This is a genomic window from Haloplanus natans DSM 17983 (assembly GCF_000427685.1).
Taxonomy (GTDB): domain Archaea; phylum Halobacteriota; class Halobacteria; order Halobacteriales; family Haloferacaceae; genus Haloplanus; species Haloplanus natans.
This window is the reverse complement of record NZ_ATYM01000005.1, coordinates 1-16,546: the sequence shown is the minus strand read 5'-3', so window position 1 is coordinate 16,546 and position 16,546 is coordinate 1. Positions and strand designations below refer to the sequence as shown.

Sequence of the window (16,546 nt, the reverse complement as noted above, 5' to 3'; positions counted from 1 at the left end):
GCCGCACTCGCCGCCTACGGAGCGCTGAACGCTACAACTTTCGTCGGCGCCGCTGTCGCCGTCGGCGTGGCTGCCGTTTTCTCGGTCTGCGCCGTCAAGTGGGTCGACGAAACGCTTTGTGTTCTCCGTAGTGGATACACCTGCCACACCTGCAGCGGCGAAAACGAACGGTGGGAGGCCGACTCATGAGCGTCGAGAGAAGGGACCGCATCCGGGCCTACGACCTCTACGCGCTTATCGGCGCCGTCCTGTTCGGCCTCGGCGCGATCGCCGTCGTGCTCGCGCTCGTCTTCGGTGGCCCGGTGACCGTCGCCGTCTCGATGCTCCCGGTCTCGCTCGCCGTCGGTCTCGGCATCCGTCTCAAATCCGGGTGGCGTCCCCGTGATCGGTCGCTCGACCGAACCGTTCGCGAGGAGGTGACCGAGTAGATGGACCGGCGAGCGTTCACCGTCCTCGTCGGCGTGCTCCTGGTCGTCTCCCTCACGGCGCCGCTCGTCGCTACCGTCGGCGCACAGTCGAGTGGCGCCTCGAGCGACCTCACTATCGACGAACTCCGAACCGACGGCACGCACTACAAGAAGCCGTCGGCGCGGATCGCGAACGGACACGTCTATTGGCTAACTCACACGCCCGCCTCGAAGCCGTGGGAGGACGAGAAGGACCTCCTCGAGACGGAAACCGTGCGCTCCGACGAGGTCTACCTGAACTCGATTCGGACGGCCTCCGAGCAAAAGACCGCGACCGTGAAAATCGCGTTTTGGGAGCGGAAAACTCGCACCGTCGAGACCGAGAACGGCACCACTACCGAGACCGTCGCCGCGAACGTCTCGGTCGTCACTCGCGAGGTGCAACTCGGCAAAGGGTGGCCGACGGCGACTATCGACCTCCCCGAGCATCAGGAGCCGGTGCAAATGACCATGTGGCTCGCCTCCGCGCCCGACGTAGCACGGTGGACGCTCGTTCATCACTCCTCGCCCTACGCGGCGAGTGCCGGCATCAACGACCAGGGAGATTATCTCACCTCGGCGGTGAAAGACTTCATCGCGCCGACCCTCGTCGGTGCGTTCGCGATCGGGTGGGTCGTCAAACGCGCCCTCGAGCGCGCCGGCGTCGGCCCGATGTGGGGATACGCTCCCTGGATCATGCTTATCTCGATCGGCGGCGGCGCCGTCGTCTTCGGCCTATTCGGGAGCCTCGCCGCCGTCTTCGTCGCTCTCCCCCATATCATCGCCGCGTTCACCGTCGGCGTGATCGGCGTGGTCGTCCTCGAGACCTACGAGGTCGGCGTGAGCGACGCTCGGTTCATCAAGCCGCAGCCCGAGGCCGCTCGGAACGCCTCCGGCGAGGAGGCCGTCGACGCGAGAAAGGCTCGCGAACGCTCCGAGCGAATCATCAAAACACCCGACGAGGAGGTCGCCGTCGTTCGGAAGGGTCTCGTCGCGTTCATCGCTCGCGTCTTCGGTCAGAACGCGACGCTCGAGGGTCACGAACACCTCGACACTCGCATCGAATACACTCAGGGAGAGGCCGACGAACTCTACGTCGTCTCTCCGAACGCCGACGACGTGCTCGAATACGACCCCGAAGGCTTCGAGTGGTCGGCGAACCCCCTCATCGTCCTCGCGAGCGCGCTCGTCGCCGGGGCCGGACTGAACCACTACGTCGGCACGCTCGCCGGCGTCGGCGGCGCCCTCGGCGCGATCGCTATCGGTGCCGTCCTCTACCTCGAGGCGACCGACGGGTACGCTCGCGTCGAACCGGCGCCCGCACACCTCCGTTCGGCGTGGGTCTCCTCGATGTATCTGCAGAAAGAGGCCGACGAGGCCGAAACCCTGCAGGCGTCGCGACGAAAGCGCGTCGAGGAGAAAGCGAAGAACCAGAAAGACGTAGAGGAGGCCCTCGAAGAACAGGATCAAACGCTCATCGAAGCCATGCACTCGACCGGCGGCGCCGATCGGATGAAAGCCGCTCGCGAGTCGGTCGACTCCGGTGCCTTCGAGTTCGGCCCCGATCGCGACAGCAACCTCGCGAACGGTCACCAGGAGGCCGACGATGAGTAAGAGTCGACGCGACGCCGACGGCGAGGCGACCGAGTTCGTTCGCCCGGCGCTCGTTCGACTCAAACTCGACCTCGAGCAACTCGAGGCTGAACTCTACGACGGCTTCGCGCGGCGCCGAGACGTGCTCGACTGGATGCAACGCCTTTGCGTTCGTACCCTCGGCCGCACTCGACAGGAGTTCATCGAGGACCTCGCCCGGCAGTTCCGGGGGCGCGTCGACGACCGTCGCGAGCGCGCCCTCCTCTCGGCCATGCTCGTACCGGCCGCTCGCGAGCGCGCCCTCGACGCCGGCACCGTCGACGAACTCCGCGAGCGCATCTATGCGACCGTGCTCGCGCCCGCCTATCATCGCGCACTGCGACACCTGCGGAAAGACGCAGGCGAATACATCGACTCCGCGCAGGAGACGACGACCTCCGGCCACGACCCGCAGGTACAGCGCTACATCGCGATGCGGCCGGCCGTCGACGAACTCGACGATAATCAGGATCGCGTCCTCGAGGCCGTCCTCGACGGCTTCGACGAGCCGGGCGATATCCTCGAATGGGGCCGCGACCTCGAGCTTGCCACTCACGGCGAGATTCCCGACCAGTTCGTTCGACGTGCCTACGTCGAACAGTCTACCCGCAGGATGCTCTTAAGCGGCGCTCGCGCCGACGAGCGCGCTCGCGAGTTATTCGCGGCCACGTACCTCGTGCCCGCGTTCAATCGCGGCGTGCGCGACCTCGTGGGTCGAGCCGGCGAACAGCCCGACGAAGACAAAGACCCCTCCACGGGGGCACATCTATGAGTCTCCAACCGAACGAAAACGACCAGTACCTCACCGAAACGATCGACTGGACAGAACAGGCGACGGGGCAGGGCGGCCGATGGACCGACGCGCGTTCGATGCGCGAGGAGTTCGGCATCGCGCCCTACAACTCCGAGGCGTTCGAGTATCCGAACGTCGTTCCGAACGCCCTCGAACACACATGGGCCGCCGGCCCGAATCAGGATGCCGGCGGCACCGACTTCCTCGCGACCGGGAAACCCGGATGCGGGAAGTCGACCTTCGGCCTCTCCTGGTCGATCCGACTCCTCGAGGTCAACGAGGAGAAAGTGGTTTGGCGCGGCTCGACGAGCCGCTCGGAGTGGCTTCCGCTCGCTCCGTGGACGACCGTGCTCGTTCCGAAGGGCGTCGACGTGAGCGCCGAACTCGTGCCGAAAAACCCGCTTCACGATGCGATCGAGGTCGACCTCGAGGACATGGTCCGCGACGTGAAGCGGTACGAGGACCCCGTTCACGTCAATCGGCAACTCCTCGAACCCGGACAGTTCCACGTTCTCTACCCGGACCCTCGGATGAAAGGGTGCCAGTGGGTCTACGAGGAGGCTCCCGAACGCACCTACGAGGCACCCGGTGACGATCGTGGACTGTTCGACCGCGAGGACCCACTGAACCACTGGTGGTTCGCCTACGTCCTCGCCCGCGTCGAGAAGGGACCGAACGACTTTCTCTCCCTCATTCTCGACGAAATCGGGGATATCGCCCCGGAGGCCGCTCGCTCCGATCAGTTCGCCACCTATCAGAAGGTCGAACTCCTGCGCGACGCCTTCGTCGACGCTCGGAAGTATGGCCTTTCGCTGTTCGCGTTCGGTCACTCCGAGCGCGACATTCACAACCTTATCCGCCACAAAATCCGGTGGCGTATCTCGATGCCCGGCTCGGCGAACCCGACGAGCAAGAACGACGTGATCGGGATGGACTCCGTCCCGATGACGAACGACATGACCTCCCGGTACGATATCGGCGAGTGTCTCCCGTTCACCGAACGGAACTTCGAGCGAAAGGTGCGGTGGGACGATATCCCGGCGCCGCACGATCGAACCCTCTCGGTCGACCTCGAGGTGAGATGATGAGCGCGAAAAATTCCAATATCGACCCCTCTCTGAATCGGCCGCTCGAAGGCGAGCGCGCTCGCTCGCACTCGCTGTTACGCGCGCGCGTCTCGGATGGGCTACAGGGGTCCCCCCGGAGGTGGTGGCGGTGAGGTCGTTCATACCGAGCGGTGAGCGAGCGGTGAACGTGCTCGTCGCCGTCCTCCTGGTCGCGAGTCTCGCCGGCCCCTTCGTCGCGACGGCCGCCGCCGTACCGAGCGGCATGGTCACCGTCCCCGACGCGAACGTGAGCGAAGACGTGCCGGTGGGAACGAACCCGGCGATCGACGCGACTCGCCTCGAGGGGAACGTCATGGCAAGCGAGCACGCCGAGACGCTCCGCGTGGTCGTTACTACTCCCGATCGCGCGAGCGACTACCTCGATAACGGCTCCGTCGCCGGTTCGAGCGGCAGCCTCGCCCTCGTGCTCAAAGACGACACGCACTCCCAAGGCCGGCGCGTCGCGATCGGCGCCGGCGCCGTGAAAGACGCGCTCGGATATACTCCTAAGCGCGTATACGGAACTCACGAAGACGGATCGAAGTGGTCTCGAGCCGTCACATACGACGCCGGAATGCTTGTCTTCGAGGTGCCGCACTTCTCAAGTAACACTGTGACTTTCAGCGGAGAGGTGTCTCTGACAGGATCATATTCCGACGGCTCGAGCGTGGGTTACGAACTCTCGTCGCTTGATAGTGTGTCGAATTTCTCGATCAACGTAAGTGGCGAGACTTCGACCGAGTGGGAGAATGTTTCAAAGACCGATCTTGAACCCTCCGCGACGAACTCGCTATCTATCGCCGGAAATGCTCCGCCCACAGGCCCGAACAGTTCATCGCCGGAGCTGACTGTCACTGACAACGCCGTTGATAGCTATAATGTCGTTCAGCAGAATGGCGATGGAGACACCGATCAGTCTATCCGACTCGTCGGAGACAGTGGAGGAGACACGGCTTTCTCGTCGGAAATGCAGATCAAACCCGATGCAAGCGGTACGATCCAAAACCTGACTCTCGATATAAAATATGCAAATGGCGATGATTACGGCTATACCGTCGATATCTATATCGTTCAGGAAGGCACCGATGAGACGTACGGCGAAGGAACACAGATTAAATCTGGATGGGACCCGTCGCATACCACTGGCAAACAGAGCGTTTCCGTCTCCGATTACTCGGTGTCGTCAGATACAACATACACTATCGAATTTGTCACATCAGGAACGGATAATGACGGTACCCAAGACTCGCTATTGATCGCAATCGATACGAGTGCATCGTCAACGTGGGCGACTGATAGTGTGTTCGGGGGCGAAAGTGCGTATCCAGACGTAACCGTGACTGATATTAAACGGACGGTATCGAGTGTGTCGGTCTCGGATGGCGCCGGTACGTCGGTCTCGTTCGGCGACTTTTCGGATGGAGAGAGTAAAACCAAGACAATCGACCTCTCAACATCTTCGTCCGAGTTGAATTTCTCCGGGGCTGGCCCCGGTGACCTCGACTACACGCTAAAGATACAAGAACGATCGAAGACCGTCGACCCTGTCGTTACCGTCAACGGCGAGACGACGAGTTACTCGGGGACGCTCTCGGATGGCGAGACCGTCTCGCTTTCGGCGAACGACTCTTGGGTCAAGTCATCGAACACGGTAAACGTCTCGGTCGGTGACGGTACGCTCTCGGCCGACGCTCCGTCGCCGTCGGTTAACCTCGACTATGTCCACGATGCATCGGATAAACAATCAGTTAATTACTCCTCGGAAAAGTGGCGCGAATCCTACAACGTCTCAAAGACGTTCGCGAGCGACCGCTCATCGGTGTCGCTCACTATCCCGTTCGCCGGCGACGTGGTCGGAATCTCCTCGATCGAGACGCGAGTCAACGGAGGGACGTGGTCCTCGGTAAGTCAATCGTCCTACTCCCTCTCAAATACAACTCTCACCGTCAACATGGGGTCGGTGAACGGCGGCGACACCGTTGAGGTACGAACGACCGCTCGTCGGGTGAACGTCGTCGACGGCTCGATAACCGTTACCGAGCCGACGGTGAAAGGCGAACGCCTCGATACGAAGTTTAGAATCGACTCTTGGTCGACCGACGCGCATATCTCGGTCGGCGCGACGCCCGACGCCGGTCGCATCAACTACGCCTACAAAGCCTCCTGGTCGAACGCCGACCCCTACGCGAAGATTACTGCCGACGGCTACAATTTCGTCTACCTTCCGGCAGCCTCGAGCGGCGGCGAGGCGCGCATGAGTACGATACCCGTCCGAGTCAACCCGACCAGTGGTGAGGTTCGTGTCTCCGTCGACGAGCCACGAACGCAAGAACCACAGTTCGTCGTTCGGCCCGGCGCGCACGATGGCGATACCGTCGATTTTACCTATCTCTCGGCTTCCGACGACACTCACTACGTCCTCAAGTCCGAGACGAACGACGTGGTGCGAGCCGACGGCACGGCGAACTCTCCGCTCACGCTCGAAGACGACGACTCGGCCGAGACGCTCGTCTTCTTGAAAGACCCCGTGTCGAGCGATAGCGGTGTCGTCGGTCCCGTCGACGTGGGCGGCGACTCCGGCGACCCCCTTTCGTCGCCGACCGTGGTCGTGATCGCTTGGGGCCTTCTTACCGCCGGCTTCTACGTCATGCACCGACGCATCGGCGGGCCGTCGGGCCTCCGTATCCCGTTCGTCGGCGCCGTCCCGTTCCCCGGCGGAATCATCACCGCCGTCGGTAGCGTCGGTTCGGGCCTCCTGATTATCGAGTTCTACTCCGGCCGCGTTTCGACCGCGCTCGCGAGTGTGATCGAGTCGGTCGGCCCGATCGCCGGTATCGCCGCCGTCGGTATCGTCGTTTGGTGGGCCTACAACCAGTTCCGAGGCCGTCCGGTCGTGATCGACCAATGAGTCTACTCCTCGAGGCCCTCCGCGCGCTCGGCGTCGGTGGCTCGCTCATGATCGCCGCCGTCCTCGTCGTCGCCGCGCTGTATCTGCGGAAGGGGGCGAGCGCCGCGACGACTGTCGCTACTCTCGCCGCCTCGACGACGACGTACGTGGTCGTCTCTCTGGTCGTGCTCGCGCTCGCGATCGGTGCCGGGTGGCTTAAGCCGAACCCGGAGCCGTTCCTCGCGTTCGCGAACGATGCGATCGAGGCCGGCCTCGATATCGGCGTCGACCTCCTCGAGTCGGCGCTCTAATCCTCGCGGCCGACGTTCGTCTCGCGATCGAGTGGGAGAAATGGTGTGTGGAGTTCCTCGAGCGCGCTCGTTGGGAGTTCCTCGGCGACTCGCCGCTTGTTTTGGAGGTCGTTCAGGTAGTGTTTGATGGCGAGGTCGATCGCCCCGGCCTTCGTCGACTCGCCGGTCGCTTCCATGAGTCGACGGAGTCTATCCTCTCGCTCGTCGGTCATTCTTATTCGCATACTCTGATTTTGCACACACGCCCTCCTAGTCGTTTCCCTGCGGTTGCTGAACGGGTGCCTCTTTATATATCCGGTTCAGTCGCCGGTCGTGCCTCCGGCGTGATCGGTGCGGAGACTGTCTCGATTTGCACACTCTTTTACTGATTTCTGATATTTCTCGATCGGCGATCGGGGGGAGTCGTGTGCAAAACCAGAGGTGCCGGATTTGTCGATGCGCAACCCCCCGCGGTTCCGCGAAGACGCCGATTCACGGGGTTACTCCGAATCCCCCCGATCGCCTCGGAAGTACCGATACCACCGAACGAAGAACGGCGCCGCGAGCGTCGCCTCCTGGTCCTCGACGCGACGAGCGAGTGCCGTTACCTCCTCCTCGATATTCTCCCGCTCGACCATTTGCCTACGGAGGTCCTCGATGCGCGCCTCCGCGACCTCGAGGTCGTGCTCGAGCGACTCGACGCGCTCCGCCTCGTCGATGAGATACCTCACCGCCTCGCTCTTTGACTCCGGCCCGCCCTCCTGGTCGACCAGTTCCTCGAGCCGCTCGACGTGCTCGTCGCGAAGCGAGACGGTGAGCCTCTTCATCGCTCGGTCACCGAATCCTCATCGTCGCTATGAAAATCCTCACCGGTCCGGTGAACGTCCTCATACGCCTCGAACACTCGGCGCGCTTTCCCCGACGGTTCCCACAGATACGACCGCCCTCGCCCTCCCTGCGTCTTGATGAGCCACCCGAGTTCGGTCATATCATCGAGACCCTTCAATGCAGTTTTGTCACCGACGCCCGCCGCCTCCTTAACCTCCTGCGTCTCGAAACCGGTCGTTCCTTCGGCCAATCTCTCAAGAGCCGCCCCCCACACCAACGACCGTTTACTCGTCATCGTGCCGATATGTAGCGTTGGCTATAAGGCAATTCGGTCGACATACTCGACCGTCAAGACCGAGAGAAACGAGCCGGGGGAAACACTTTGACCAGGTGACCCCGGCTAACCCTAACTTCCGCATCATGCCTTACTCACGCGCTAATCAAAAACGTTCGGTTCTAAATATCCCCGGTACGGACGCCGAGGAGTCCAAAATCGTGCGTTTCGCCATTTGGGCATTGATGCGGTTCTCCCGGTCGGCCTGGTCGGAGAAACCATGTCGATTGGAAGCCGAAAATCCGACTACGCGGAAGAACAGCTAAGAGACGACCTCGCGACCGTCCTCGACGACCGAGTCGAGACGCTCGAGTACCTACACTCGAGCGACCTCGTCGACGACGTGCTCGAGGAGAGCGCCGACGGCGTCGATAAGAAAATCGACGCAAAGCGAGTCGGTCGCAACATCGTCGAAGCCGCCGAGCGCGCCGGCCTTCATATCGAGAAGTGGTCGCATAACGGCCGCTCGACGACGTGGCTCGTCGAGGACCGAGATGACCAGGAGGCCGACCGATGAGCCGGTGTCGATGCGGCCGCCGATGCTCCGGTCGACTGTGCCGCGACTGTGAAGCCGATGAGCGCGCCGCAGAGCGCGCCGAGCATCGACGCGACGACTCCCCCGAATGTCCCTCCTGCGGTGGCCGGACGAGCGGCGAGGGCGTGACGTGCTACCGGTGCCGCCAAGGCGACGGCGTCGAGACCGACGGAGGTGAAAGCCGATGAGCGCCGCTCCCGTCGTCTCCGGTCACCTGCGCGAGCGGTGGCTCGACCGCTCGGCCGCGCCCTCGCTTGAGCCGGCGGTACTGTGGGAGCGCGGCGCGCGCGTTCCTGCGGACGAGTTCAACGCCGACGAGGCCCGCTATATCGCTACCGCCGACGTGGTCGTGATTCGGCGCGGCGCCTCCCTCTCGACCGTCCTCGATTCGGACCTCGCCGAACCGCTCGCGAACTACGCCGTCGACCAGGAGGTCGACCGATGAGCGTCGACTCATCCGACGAGGGTCGGCTGTGGATCGGCTCGGGAACGTGGCTCATCAACCGCCATGCGGCCGGCCCTTCGGTCGGTGTCGTGACCGACGTTCGCGAACCCGACCGAGGGACGAGCGCCCGTCTTAGCATCTACTGGCGCCCGAACCGATACCAAGGAATCTCCGTCTCGATGGCGCTCGAGAAACTCATTCGAGGCGAGTGGGAGGTCGACCGATGAGCGAGTCGCACCACTCCGACCCTGGCCCGCGCGGCTCGCTCCCAGTCGACGAGGAGACGCTCGACGATCAGGCACCGCTCCCGATCGCCGCCGAGGTCGCGCCGATCGACGGCGACCCCTCGCGAGGTCGCTTCGAGTGCCCCTCCTGCAGCCGCGACGTGAGTTCGACCAGGAGGCCGCACCGCATCGACGTTGACCTCGTCGACGAGGCCGCCCTCGAGGCACTCGGCGCCGACGAGGTGCCGGTCTACGGCTGGCGGTGCGACTACTGTTCGCTCGTCCTTCCGCTCGACGCCGACCTCGCGAGGCGCGAGCCGGCGATCGCCCCCGACGTGAGCGGTTGGGGCGTGGTCCGTCTCGCTCCCTCAAGAGGCACCCGCATCCGGGGGTTAGTGCCGAACCGGGAGGTGCTCGGTCGATGACCGCTCCTGAAAACCCGGTCTGTCCGAGGTGTAAATTCGCTGGCGTCGGTGGCGTGATCGACAAGGGATATGCTACGGAGCCTACCGACGACCTGCAGAAAGCCGACCTGTACGAGTGCCTTAACTGTGGATACACTGGGATGGACGTTTGTTTTGAGGGGGCCGGCGAACTATGAGCTTCGACTCGGAATCCCTCGCGAGCGGCGAGTTCGGCGCCGACGTGGTTCCCCAGGACCTCGAAAGCGGCTCGACGGCGACGAAGATTCGACGGACCGCTTCGATCACTCACGGCGTCGGCGTCTCGGTCGTGCTCGACGACGGCCTCGAACAGTATAATCACAGCATGGACTTGTGGCGCGACGTGATCGGCGAGGCCGGCGGCGAAAAAATCGTCGAGGCCGACCCCGACTTTCTCCCCGACGGAGACTACGTTTGGGTCTTCAAATCGAGCGGATGGAAAGCTGGTAAAGAGAACTCGGCCGGCGAGTGGAGACAATGGTACGAATACAAGCTTACGCTGAAACGTCGAGAGACCGACGAAGACGGCGAGCAGGAACTCAAGAAACCACCTACGTCGTGCTCGATTGATATCCAGCCCCAGGCGGAGGGACTCACCTACAAGGACGGTAACGACTTTTCGATTCCGTACGGTGAAGGCACTCGTCTCCGCATCCGAACGACGTACGTCGAGCGCTCCGGGCAAGTGATCGACCGGCTCTTTACCTGCCTCTCCGACGCACTCAAGCGCCTCGGTGGCGACCCGGACCTCGTCGACGTGGGCGATATGAAAGCCGACTCGGCGCGCATCTTCAAACTCGAGACTCACGTCCGGTTCGATATCGACGAGAAGCATCCGGTGAAACTGTGCCTCGATAAGAGCGAGAACCTCATCGACGTGGGCGGCGGCGCCGAGGTGAAGACGTGGAAACGCCGAGATAAGGCCGGGTGGATGGAAGCCCGTATCACCTCCGATCGGTGGGACCGCCTCGGCTTCGACCCGCTCGAGGTCGACGCGATCGAGGACGGCGAGGAGACGACAAAACGTCTCTCTCGAGAACTCAAGTGCTACCAGGCGACCAATTGGGAGGACCGCTCTCGCGACGACCCCCTTCACCATCCGAAGCTCGAGGCGAGCCTCGGCGGCGAGTCGACGGCTCACCTCTCCGAGTGGGACTCTACTCTCAAGTCGCTCCGCCGACTCGTCCTTTCTCACCTCGAGTGGGCCGGCGTCGACGACGGCGACCTCGTCGCCGATGACTACTTCAAGCCGAGCACACAGCCGACTGTCGAGGTGGCGCATCCGCAGGGTCGTCGCGAGGACCTTCGTCGCTTCTACAGCCGCTTCGAGCCGGTCGTGTGGTCGGCGGCGATGAAGTATCAGACCGACGCGCAGTATGATATCCTCTCCGTTATCTGTGAGAACTACGGCGCTACGTACGATCAACTCGTCTCGGCTACCGGCTACAGTCGGTCGAATGTCGAGTATCACGTCGGCGAACTCAAAGACCTCGGCCTCCTGGTCACGGTCGGGAACCCCGCGATCATCGCCTTCGACGCCGACTACCTCTACGAGAAGGTCTCGGAGTTAATCGACTCGAAAATCGCCCCCCACTTCGACGAGGAGACTATCTCCGCGCGCCGGCTCGGTCGCGAAGAACGTGCTCGCGAGCGAGAGGAGGCGCGCGAGAACGGCGAGGCGAACGGGTGCGGCTCGTCGAGCGGCGACGGCGACGGCGACCAGGAGGAACGCGCCGACGACCAGGAGGACGCCGACGGCGAGCGCGGCGAGTTCGTTTACCTCTCGGAGTGGGAGGGTAACCTCCTCGACCTCGAACACGAACTCGAGTCGCCCGATCACCGCCGCGACGAGGAGGACGTGAGAATCCGCGAGTTCGGCCCGCCGAGGTAGCGACGACCTCGGCCGGCGCTCGCTCTTTTCTTAGTCGCATCGCTCGTTTTCTACCCCTCGACGTCAATAATTTTCAGGCGTTAGCGGCGTGAACGCGCCGATTCTCACTTTCGACCGGCGCTCGGCGTGATCGACGCGCCGGCGCTCGGCGTGATCGACGCGATCGCGACCGTCGACGGCGGCGAGCCGGCTCGAGCGCCTTCGATCGCCGCTCGCGAAACAGCCGTTTCGGGGCGTGAGGCGCGAGCGCCGCCGAAACCGGTTTGCGGAATCCGCTTACGACAATGCCTCTAAGGAGGCAGAACAATTACGCGGCGCGCAGAACGCGCGCCGCTACCGCCGAACCGCTCCGCTCCGGCCGACTCGGGCCGTAACCCCGGTGATCCTCGATAAAACAAGGGTGCCGATACCCCCCACCAAATCCGAAACCAGTTTGCAGTATCCTCTTAGGACGGGCAACTCCGCAAAGCCGTTAACTACGACGAGGTAGATATCGACTCGCTCGGAGGACGGCTCCGAGCCGGCCCCCTGGGAGGTGGGACTCTTGGGGGCCGATTTTCGTGCCGGCACTCGAATCCATCCGCTCTACCGGGATAAGCGAGACGCCTCGATTCTAAAAAGTGAGACCGCTATTTGGGTATCTCGACCTCGACGCCGATTACTCCCCGATCGGTGTCGAGATACGGCGAGGCTTCCTCGACCGCGAGGCCGCCGTCGTCGATCACGCCGAACGTCTCGAGCATCCCTTTCGGTAAAGTAACTGAAACACTGTTCCCCGCATCGTTTAGCTTCCGACTTTCGGGAATCCGATTCATGGGAGGTGGGACTGCATCCTGTCATGACGTTTGTTATGAGATAAATATTGTTTCGAGTTACTACGCGAGTCACTACGAGAGTCGTAACATCCGACTTACATATCAACCCGGCCACCCTCCGCGCGATTATCCGAGGCGACGCGCCTCGGCGTGGTCGTATGACCGGAGAATCCCTCCCCCGCATCCGGGGGGTCGATCGACGCATCGCTCACGACGAATATCTCCGCGCGGCCGAGGAGGTGCTCGACGAACGTGCGACGTAGCCTCGCCACGTTCGGCCTCATCGCGCTCGTCCTCCTCTCCGCTGTCGCTCCCGCTGCGACGGCACAAGTGAACGACGGGAGCGACTACACTCAAGGCGCTTACATCGAGGCCGACGTAACGAAAGACGTTCATCAACTCGACTGGTCCTCGGCGCTCACCTACGAAGCCGACGACGGCTCACAGGCACAGTTACCCGGCACACTCAACGAGTCGGTGAACAACACCTATCAGTACCAAGCGACCGACCTCGAGGCCGCCGCACTCGGCGAGTTCCCGCGCAAAGACGAGTCTAACAACTCGGCGAGCGGCCTCGACGCGAGCGAGTGGACGGCCTCCGGCGCGTCGGTCACCGACACCGAGCCGGCCGCCGGCGTCGAAGCGATCGGCGTGAGTGCCTCGGCCGCCGGCGACTCCGCGAGTTACTCGAACTTCTCCGTCTCGAGTGACGAGCCGAACCGCTACCTGCAGTTAGTGCTCGACGTGAACTCCCTCGCGAGCGGCGCCGAGGTCCAAATCGAAGTCGTCGACTCCGACGGCGACTACAAACAGGCTATCGTCAACGGCTCGGCCTCGATGGCCGAGGACGTGATCGCTACCGGCACCGGCGAGGGCTACGTCTACCAGCGGCAACTCGGAAAGATGGCTACGAACACCGCCGGCGACGGCACGTTCGACAACATCGAGAAGGTCCGAATCGAGTTCGTCGGCGGGACGGCCGACCTCACTATCACGGGCATGAACGTCGAGAAGATGACGACATGGTCGTTCGGCGAGCGGAAGGTCGACACCGACGACGATGACGGACTCGAGACCGAGACCGTCACCGAACACAAGGAGACTGGCGCTATCGCTATCGACGACCTCTCGACGATCGGCGATGCGCTCGATGAGGGTGCGATTCACGACCTCACCATGCCGGTGAAGTTCCGCACCTCCGACGTCGGAGGTTCCGACGTTCAGGTGAACTTTACCGCCGCCGACGGCTACCCGTCCTTCTCGGACCGGGCGAGCCTCTACTACCGCCTCGAACTCCCCTCGGCGTACGACCTCAGCTACGCGGACGCTGAACTCGTCGCCGAGACGGAACTCCCATCGAATCGGTATCTCGCCGTCGAATACGCCGAGGGTGTCTCCGACACCGAGTTTACTGATATCTCGACGTGGTCGGATGAGACCTCGCAATTCGACAACGAGGGTGACAAGGTCTCGCTCGATACGACGATTCAGCCGGGCCAGAAAATCGCGATTCACGCGAAGTATCTGGTCACCGGCGACGAGCGCTCCGCGATCGAGTCGAGCGGTGTGGTCGGTGGCCCGATCGGCGACTCCGGCGGTGGGTTCTTCTCGAACCTCCCGCTCATCGGCGGCATCGCCGCCGCGATCGGCGCCGTGATCGGCCGCCTCAAGGGACTCATCTAAGGAGGCCCTCACATGGTATCAATTCCCGGCCCGCCGATATCCGACTTACAGGAGATAGCGTCGAATAACGTGAGTCGAATCTTATTCGCGGCGTTCATCTACCCGATTCTGCAGTTCGCCGCGAAGACGAGCGAACTCATCGCGGCGCTCTTCAACATCATCATCGTGCCGACGACGGCCTTTATCGACGGTCTCGGCCAACTCATCTTAGCGATCACCGTCGGTGCCGCCGACGTGATCGGCGCCGGTTCGGGAGCGGCCGCCGAGGCGTTCCTCATCGGCGTGTGGTCGGCCCTCGGCCCGCTCGCTTATCCGGCATCGATCGGCGCCGTCCTCGCCGGCGCGTACCTCGTCTTACAGTACCTCGAGATTCCGGTTACTGCCGACTCCGTGATCGGCCTGTTCAGTGGCACCGACCTCCCTGGACCGTTCGGCACCGACGAGGACCAACAGTAATGAGCGGCTCGAGGCCTTTCGTCGAGGGAACGCGAATACAAGCCGAGCGCCTCGCGAGCGCCGCGCTCGGGTACATCGGCGCGCAGTTCGCCGCTGGTCTCTCCGGCCTCATCGCCGGCGTCTTCGCGTTCCTCACGGCGCCGTTCATCGCACTCCGTAACGGAGCGGCCGCCCTCGCGACCGGCCTCACTCGCGCGCCGACCGACGCCGTTCGCGACTCCTACGGCGCCCTCGAGGCGACCGTCGCCGACCTCGGTCTCCTCGGCTTCGTCGCCGCGATCGGAGCCGTGCTCATGCTCGGATATATCGCCGTGCAAGGGAGGGATTTGCTTGGCTAATCCGCTCCCCGACGCCGTTCAAGAACTCCTACAGTATTCCGAGACGCTCATCGCCTTCGCGAAGGCCCCGGCTCGGTTCATTCGGAAGCGCGTCCTCTCGTTCATCGTCGGCGTCGTCGCCGCCCTCGTCTCGGCGACTGGTTCGATCGGGAGGGGCGCCTTCGAGGCCGTCGCCGATGCGTTCCGCGCGGCCTCCGAGCCGTTCATGGGCGCCGTCGGCGGTGTCATCTTCCCGATCATCGACACTTGGGTCGGCTTGAACGTCGGCGTGGCGAACGTCGCGACCGGCGTGCTCGGCCCGGCGGCGCCGATCGCCGTCGTCGCGTTCATCGTCTTTCAGCTGGCGCTCGTCATCCGCGCGATTCCGCCGCTCCTCGTCGCCGCGAGCGACCTCCTCGGCGCCGTGCCCGTGATCGGCTCGATACTCGACGCGCTCGCAACCTTCGCGATCGAATACATCGGAGGGAGTAGAGACCAATGACCAAACTCACGCTCCGTGAGGCGGTTTCACACCCGGCGACGGTCGCCTCGACGCTCGTCGCCGTCGTCGGTGGCGCGCTCAATCTCCCGGTCTTCGGCGCCCTCGCTACAGTCGCGTGGGCGAAGGCCGCGAGCATCTTTACCGCGCTCTCCGTCGCCGGCTTCTCGCTCGCGCCGAGGGTTGCGTTTCTCCCCGAGGGGATGCTCACCGCGCTCGCGATAGCGGCGGGCCTCCTCTACGTCGCCAAAATCGCCTACGGAGTGTATCAAAACCTCGACACACGACTATGACCGACAGTACCGACTCCACGAATCGAACCCTCTCGCGAGGTGAACTATGCCGTTCGGCGTGACCGTCGACGCCGTCCTCGAGGCCGCAGGGGGTAACCTATTCACAATCCTCGGCCTCGCGGCGCTCGGTCTCCTCGTCTACTGGTATCTCGACGAGCGCGGCGAGTCGGCGAGCGATACCGTCGAAAGCGTCGGCGAGCGCGCCGACTCGTTTTTCGGCGGCGCGATCGGAGCGACCGGCTCCCTGATAACCGTCGTCGCCTCGATCGCCGTCACAATCGGCCGCGAACTCCTCATGACCGGCTCGATGCTAAATCAAGTCGTCGAGGCGCCGGTCGTGATCGGTCACGTCATCGTCGGCGCGCTCGCCTACGGCGGCTTCCGGGGGTACTTCCCGATCAACGCGGCCGGGTTCGGGTGGGGATTCCTCATCATCACTCTCCTCGCCCTTTGGGCGCGCTACTCGGGAGGTGAGGCGACTTCATGACGACCGTCGAGACCGACGAGCCGCTCGCCGAGGAGAACCGCGAGTATCTCGACATGATCGGCCGCGACCTCGGCGTTCGCGAGGTCCTTCTCGACCGCGAGCTTCGAGGAGAGGTTTTCGCGCCGGTGATCGCCCTCGCGAT

23 protein-coding genes are annotated in these 16,546 nt (G+C 63.4%); 19 read left to right on the top strand and 4 right to left on the bottom strand.

Translation table 11 applies throughout. The features are described 5' to 3' along the window. The 7 genes from HALNA_RS20805 to HALNA_RS02080 form a co-directional block, all read left to right on the top strand. On the top strand, nt 1–189 hold a 189-nt coding region (locus HALNA_RS20805; protein WP_211225981.1), incomplete at its 5' end, for a hypothetical protein. Beyond that, nucleotides 186–428 carry a hypothetical protein gene (locus tag HALNA_RS02110; RefSeq protein ID WP_049934693.1) on the top strand — a complete coding sequence of 81 codons (243 nt, stop codon included), beginning with the start codon at nt 186–188 and terminating at the stop codon, nt 426–428. The genes HALNA_RS20805 and HALNA_RS02110, both read left to right, overlap by 4 nt. After that, on the top strand, nt 429–2,060 hold the full coding sequence (locus HALNA_RS02105; protein WP_049934691.1) for a hypothetical protein: 1,632 nt from the start codon (nt 429–431) through the stop codon (nt 2,058–2,060). It abuts the gene before it with no gap. Next, nucleotides 2,053–2,850, top strand: a complete 798-nt coding sequence (locus tag HALNA_RS02100; RefSeq protein ID WP_049934689.1) for a hypothetical protein — start codon at nt 2,053–2,055, stop codon at nt 2,848–2,850. Before HALNA_RS02105 ends, HALNA_RS02100 begins: the two co-directional genes overlap by 8 nt. After that, entirely contained in the window at nt 2,847–3,956 is a 1,110-nt protein-coding gene (locus HALNA_RS02095) for an ATP-binding protein (protein WP_245575981.1), read from the top strand. Before HALNA_RS02100 ends, HALNA_RS02095 begins: the two co-directional genes overlap by 4 nt. A gap of 445 nt (nt 3,957–4,401) precedes the next feature. Continuing rightward, nucleotides 4,402–6,885, top strand: coding sequence for a hypothetical protein (locus tag HALNA_RS19695; protein ID WP_169718999.1), 2,484 nt, complete (start codon nt 4,402–4,404; stop codon nt 6,883–6,885). Further along, the gene (locus HALNA_RS02080) at nt 6,882–7,175 is read left to right on the top strand and encodes a hypothetical protein (protein WP_049934683.1); all 294 of its coding nucleotides are present in this window, start codon (nt 6,882–6,884) and stop codon (nt 7,173–7,175) included. Before HALNA_RS19695 ends, HALNA_RS02080 begins: the two co-directional genes overlap by 4 nt. Here HALNA_RS02080 and HALNA_RS02075 read toward each other — a convergent pair. The 3 genes from HALNA_RS02075 to HALNA_RS02065 all read right to left on the bottom strand — a co-directional run bounded on the left by HALNA_RS02075 (nt 7,172) and on the right by HALNA_RS02065 (nt 8,277). After that, on the bottom strand, nt 7,172–7,387 hold the full coding sequence (locus HALNA_RS02075; protein ID WP_049934681.1) for a hypothetical protein: 216 nt from the start codon (nt 7,385–7,387) through the stop codon (nt 7,172–7,174). The two genes, HALNA_RS02080 and HALNA_RS02075, sit on opposite strands and share 4 nt — an antisense overlap. A 267-nt stretch (nt 7,388–7,654) precedes the next feature. Next, the gene (locus HALNA_RS02070) at nt 7,655–7,981 is read right to left on the bottom strand and encodes a ribbon-helix-helix protein, CopG family (protein WP_049934679.1); all 327 of its coding nucleotides are present in this window, start codon (nt 7,979–7,981) and stop codon (nt 7,655–7,657) included. After that, nucleotides 7,978–8,277 (bottom strand): hypothetical protein, encoded by a 300-nt coding sequence (locus tag HALNA_RS02065; protein WP_049934677.1) that lies wholly within the window; start codon nt 8,275–8,277, stop codon nt 7,978–7,980. Before HALNA_RS02065 ends, HALNA_RS02070 begins: the two co-directional genes overlap by 4 nt. Nucleotides 8,278–8,536: 259 nt before the next feature. On the opposite strand from HALNA_RS02065, the gene HALNA_RS02060 reads away from it, so the two are divergent. The 6 genes from HALNA_RS02060 (at nt 8,537) to HALNA_RS02040 (ending at nt 11,854) form a co-directional block, all read left to right on the top strand. Then, nucleotides 8,537–8,833, top strand: coding sequence for a hypothetical protein (locus HALNA_RS02060; RefSeq protein WP_049934676.1), 297 nt, complete (start codon nt 8,537–8,539; stop codon nt 8,831–8,833). 202 nt (nt 8,834–9,035) lie between these two features. After that, a complete protein-coding gene (locus HALNA_RS02055) occupies nt 9,036–9,296 on the top strand; it encodes a hypothetical protein (RefSeq protein ID WP_049934674.1) in 261 nt (86 codons plus the stop codon). Beyond that, nucleotides 9,293–9,523 (top strand): hypothetical protein, encoded by a 231-nt coding sequence (locus HALNA_RS02050; RefSeq protein ID WP_049934672.1) that lies wholly within the window; start codon nt 9,293–9,295, stop codon nt 9,521–9,523. The genes HALNA_RS02055 and HALNA_RS02050 overlap by 4 nt, the downstream gene beginning before the upstream one ends. Beyond that, nucleotides 9,520–9,945, top strand: a complete 426-nt coding sequence (locus HALNA_RS02045; protein ID WP_049934670.1) for a hypothetical protein — start codon at nt 9,520–9,522, stop codon at nt 9,943–9,945. The genes HALNA_RS02050 and HALNA_RS02045 overlap by 4 nt, the downstream gene beginning before the upstream one ends. After that, a complete protein-coding gene (locus tag HALNA_RS19690; protein ID WP_157573408.1) occupies nt 9,942–10,121 on the top strand; it encodes a hypothetical protein in 180 nt (59 codons plus the stop codon). The genes HALNA_RS02045 and HALNA_RS19690 overlap by 4 nt, the downstream gene beginning before the upstream one ends. Beyond that, complete coding sequence (locus HALNA_RS02040; protein WP_049934668.1) at nt 10,118–11,854, top strand: MarR family transcriptional regulator; 1,737 nt, start codon at nt 10,118–10,120, stop codon at nt 11,852–11,854. The genes HALNA_RS19690 and HALNA_RS02040 overlap by 4 nt, the downstream gene beginning before the upstream one ends. A 629-nt stretch (nt 11,855–12,483) precedes the next feature. Here the strand turns inward: HALNA_RS02040 and HALNA_RS20415 are convergent. After that, nucleotides 12,484–12,669: a hypothetical protein gene (locus HALNA_RS20415; RefSeq protein WP_169718998.1), complete on the bottom strand. Its 186-nt coding sequence runs from the start codon at nt 12,667–12,669 to the stop codon at nt 12,484–12,486. A 252-nt stretch (nt 12,670–12,921) separates the two neighbouring features. Between HALNA_RS20415 and HALNA_RS02035 the strand changes: the two genes are divergently transcribed. From HALNA_RS02035 to HALNA_RS02010, 6 genes are all read left to right on the top strand, one after another. Next, entirely contained in the window at nt 12,922–14,352 is a 1,431-nt protein-coding gene (locus HALNA_RS02035) for a hypothetical protein (protein WP_049934666.1), read from the top strand. Nucleotides 14,353–14,421: 69 nt separating this feature from the next. Further along, nucleotides 14,422–14,808: a hypothetical protein gene (locus HALNA_RS02030; protein WP_049934663.1), complete on the top strand. Its 387-nt coding sequence runs from the start codon at nt 14,422–14,424 to the stop codon at nt 14,806–14,808. After that, entirely contained in the window at nt 14,808–15,146 is a 339-nt protein-coding gene (locus tag HALNA_RS02025; RefSeq protein WP_049934661.1) for a hypothetical protein, read from the top strand. The genes HALNA_RS02030 and HALNA_RS02025 overlap by 1 nt, the downstream gene beginning before the upstream one ends. Continuing rightward, on the top strand, nt 15,139–15,627 hold the full coding sequence (locus HALNA_RS02020) for a hypothetical protein (protein ID WP_049934660.1): 489 nt from the start codon (nt 15,139–15,141) through the stop codon (nt 15,625–15,627). Before HALNA_RS02025 ends, HALNA_RS02020 begins: the two co-directional genes overlap by 8 nt. Next, the gene (locus tag HALNA_RS02015; RefSeq protein ID WP_049934658.1) at nt 15,624–15,917 is read left to right on the top strand and encodes a hypothetical protein; all 294 of its coding nucleotides are present in this window, start codon (nt 15,624–15,626) and stop codon (nt 15,915–15,917) included. Before HALNA_RS02020 ends, HALNA_RS02015 begins: the two co-directional genes overlap by 4 nt. 46 nt (nt 15,918–15,963) lie before the next feature. Continuing rightward, on the top strand, nt 15,964–16,404 hold the full coding sequence (locus HALNA_RS02010) for a hypothetical protein (protein ID WP_049934657.1): 441 nt from the start codon (nt 15,964–15,966) through the stop codon (nt 16,402–16,404). The last annotated feature ends 142 nt before the right edge of the window (nt 16,405–16,546 follow it).

What these genes read in the sequence shown, in the direction of transcription:
- HALNA_RS02075 (WP_049934681.1), bottom strand. Translation starts at nt 7,387, where the DNA reads ATGACCGACGAGCGAGAGGATAGACTCCGTCGACTCATGGAAGCGACC.
- HALNA_RS19690 (WP_157573408.1), top strand. Translation starts at nt 9,942, where the DNA reads ATGACCGCTCCTGAAAACCCGGTCTGTCCGAGGTGTAAATTCGCTGGC.
- HALNA_RS02050 (WP_049934672.1), top strand. Translation starts at nt 9,293, where the DNA reads ATGAGCGTCGACTCATCCGACGAGGGTCGGCTGTGGATCGGCTCGGGA.
- HALNA_RS02015 (WP_049934658.1), top strand. Translation starts at nt 15,624, where the DNA reads ATGACCAAACTCACGCTCCGTGAGGCGGTTTCACACCCGGCGACGGTC.
- HALNA_RS02100 (WP_049934689.1), top strand. Translation starts at nt 2,053, where the DNA reads ATGAGTAAGAGTCGACGCGACGCCGACGGCGAGGCGACCGAGTTCGTT.
- HALNA_RS02080 (WP_049934683.1), top strand. Translation starts at nt 6,882, where the DNA reads ATGAGTCTACTCCTCGAGGCCCTCCGCGCGCTCGGCGTCGGTGGCTCG.
- HALNA_RS02040 (WP_049934668.1), top strand. Translation starts at nt 10,118, where the DNA reads ATGAGCTTCGACTCGGAATCCCTCGCGAGCGGCGAGTTCGGCGCCGAC.
- HALNA_RS20415 (WP_169718998.1), bottom strand. Translation starts at nt 12,669, where the DNA reads ATGAATCGGATTCCCGAAAGTCGGAAGCTAAACGATGCGGGGAACAGT.
- HALNA_RS02055 (WP_049934674.1), top strand. Translation starts at nt 9,036, where the DNA reads ATGAGCGCCGCTCCCGTCGTCTCCGGTCACCTGCGCGAGCGGTGGCTC.
- HALNA_RS02105 (WP_049934691.1), top strand. Translation starts at nt 429, where the DNA reads ATGGACCGGCGAGCGTTCACCGTCCTCGTCGGCGTGCTCCTGGTCGTC.
- HALNA_RS02060 (WP_049934676.1), top strand. Translation starts at nt 8,537, where the DNA reads ATGTCGATTGGAAGCCGAAAATCCGACTACGCGGAAGAACAGCTAAGA.
- HALNA_RS02095 (WP_245575981.1), top strand. Translation starts at nt 2,847, where the DNA reads ATGAGTCTCCAACCGAACGAAAACGACCAGTACCTCACCGAAACGATC.
- HALNA_RS02065 (WP_049934677.1), bottom strand. Translation starts at nt 8,277, where the DNA reads ATGACGAGTAAACGGTCGTTGGTGTGGGGGGCGGCTCTTGAGAGATTG.
- HALNA_RS02045 (WP_049934670.1), top strand. Translation starts at nt 9,520, where the DNA reads ATGAGCGAGTCGCACCACTCCGACCCTGGCCCGCGCGGCTCGCTCCCA.
- HALNA_RS02010 (WP_049934657.1), top strand. Translation starts at nt 15,964, where the DNA reads ATGCCGTTCGGCGTGACCGTCGACGCCGTCCTCGAGGCCGCAGGGGGT.
- HALNA_RS02110 (WP_049934693.1), top strand. Translation starts at nt 186, where the DNA reads ATGAGCGTCGAGAGAAGGGACCGCATCCGGGCCTACGACCTCTACGCG.
- HALNA_RS02070 (WP_049934679.1), bottom strand. Translation starts at nt 7,981, where the DNA reads ATGAAGAGGCTCACCGTCTCGCTTCGCGACGAGCACGTCGAGCGGCTC.
- HALNA_RS02025 (WP_049934661.1), top strand. Translation starts at nt 14,808, where the DNA reads ATGAGCGGCTCGAGGCCTTTCGTCGAGGGAACGCGAATACAAGCCGAG.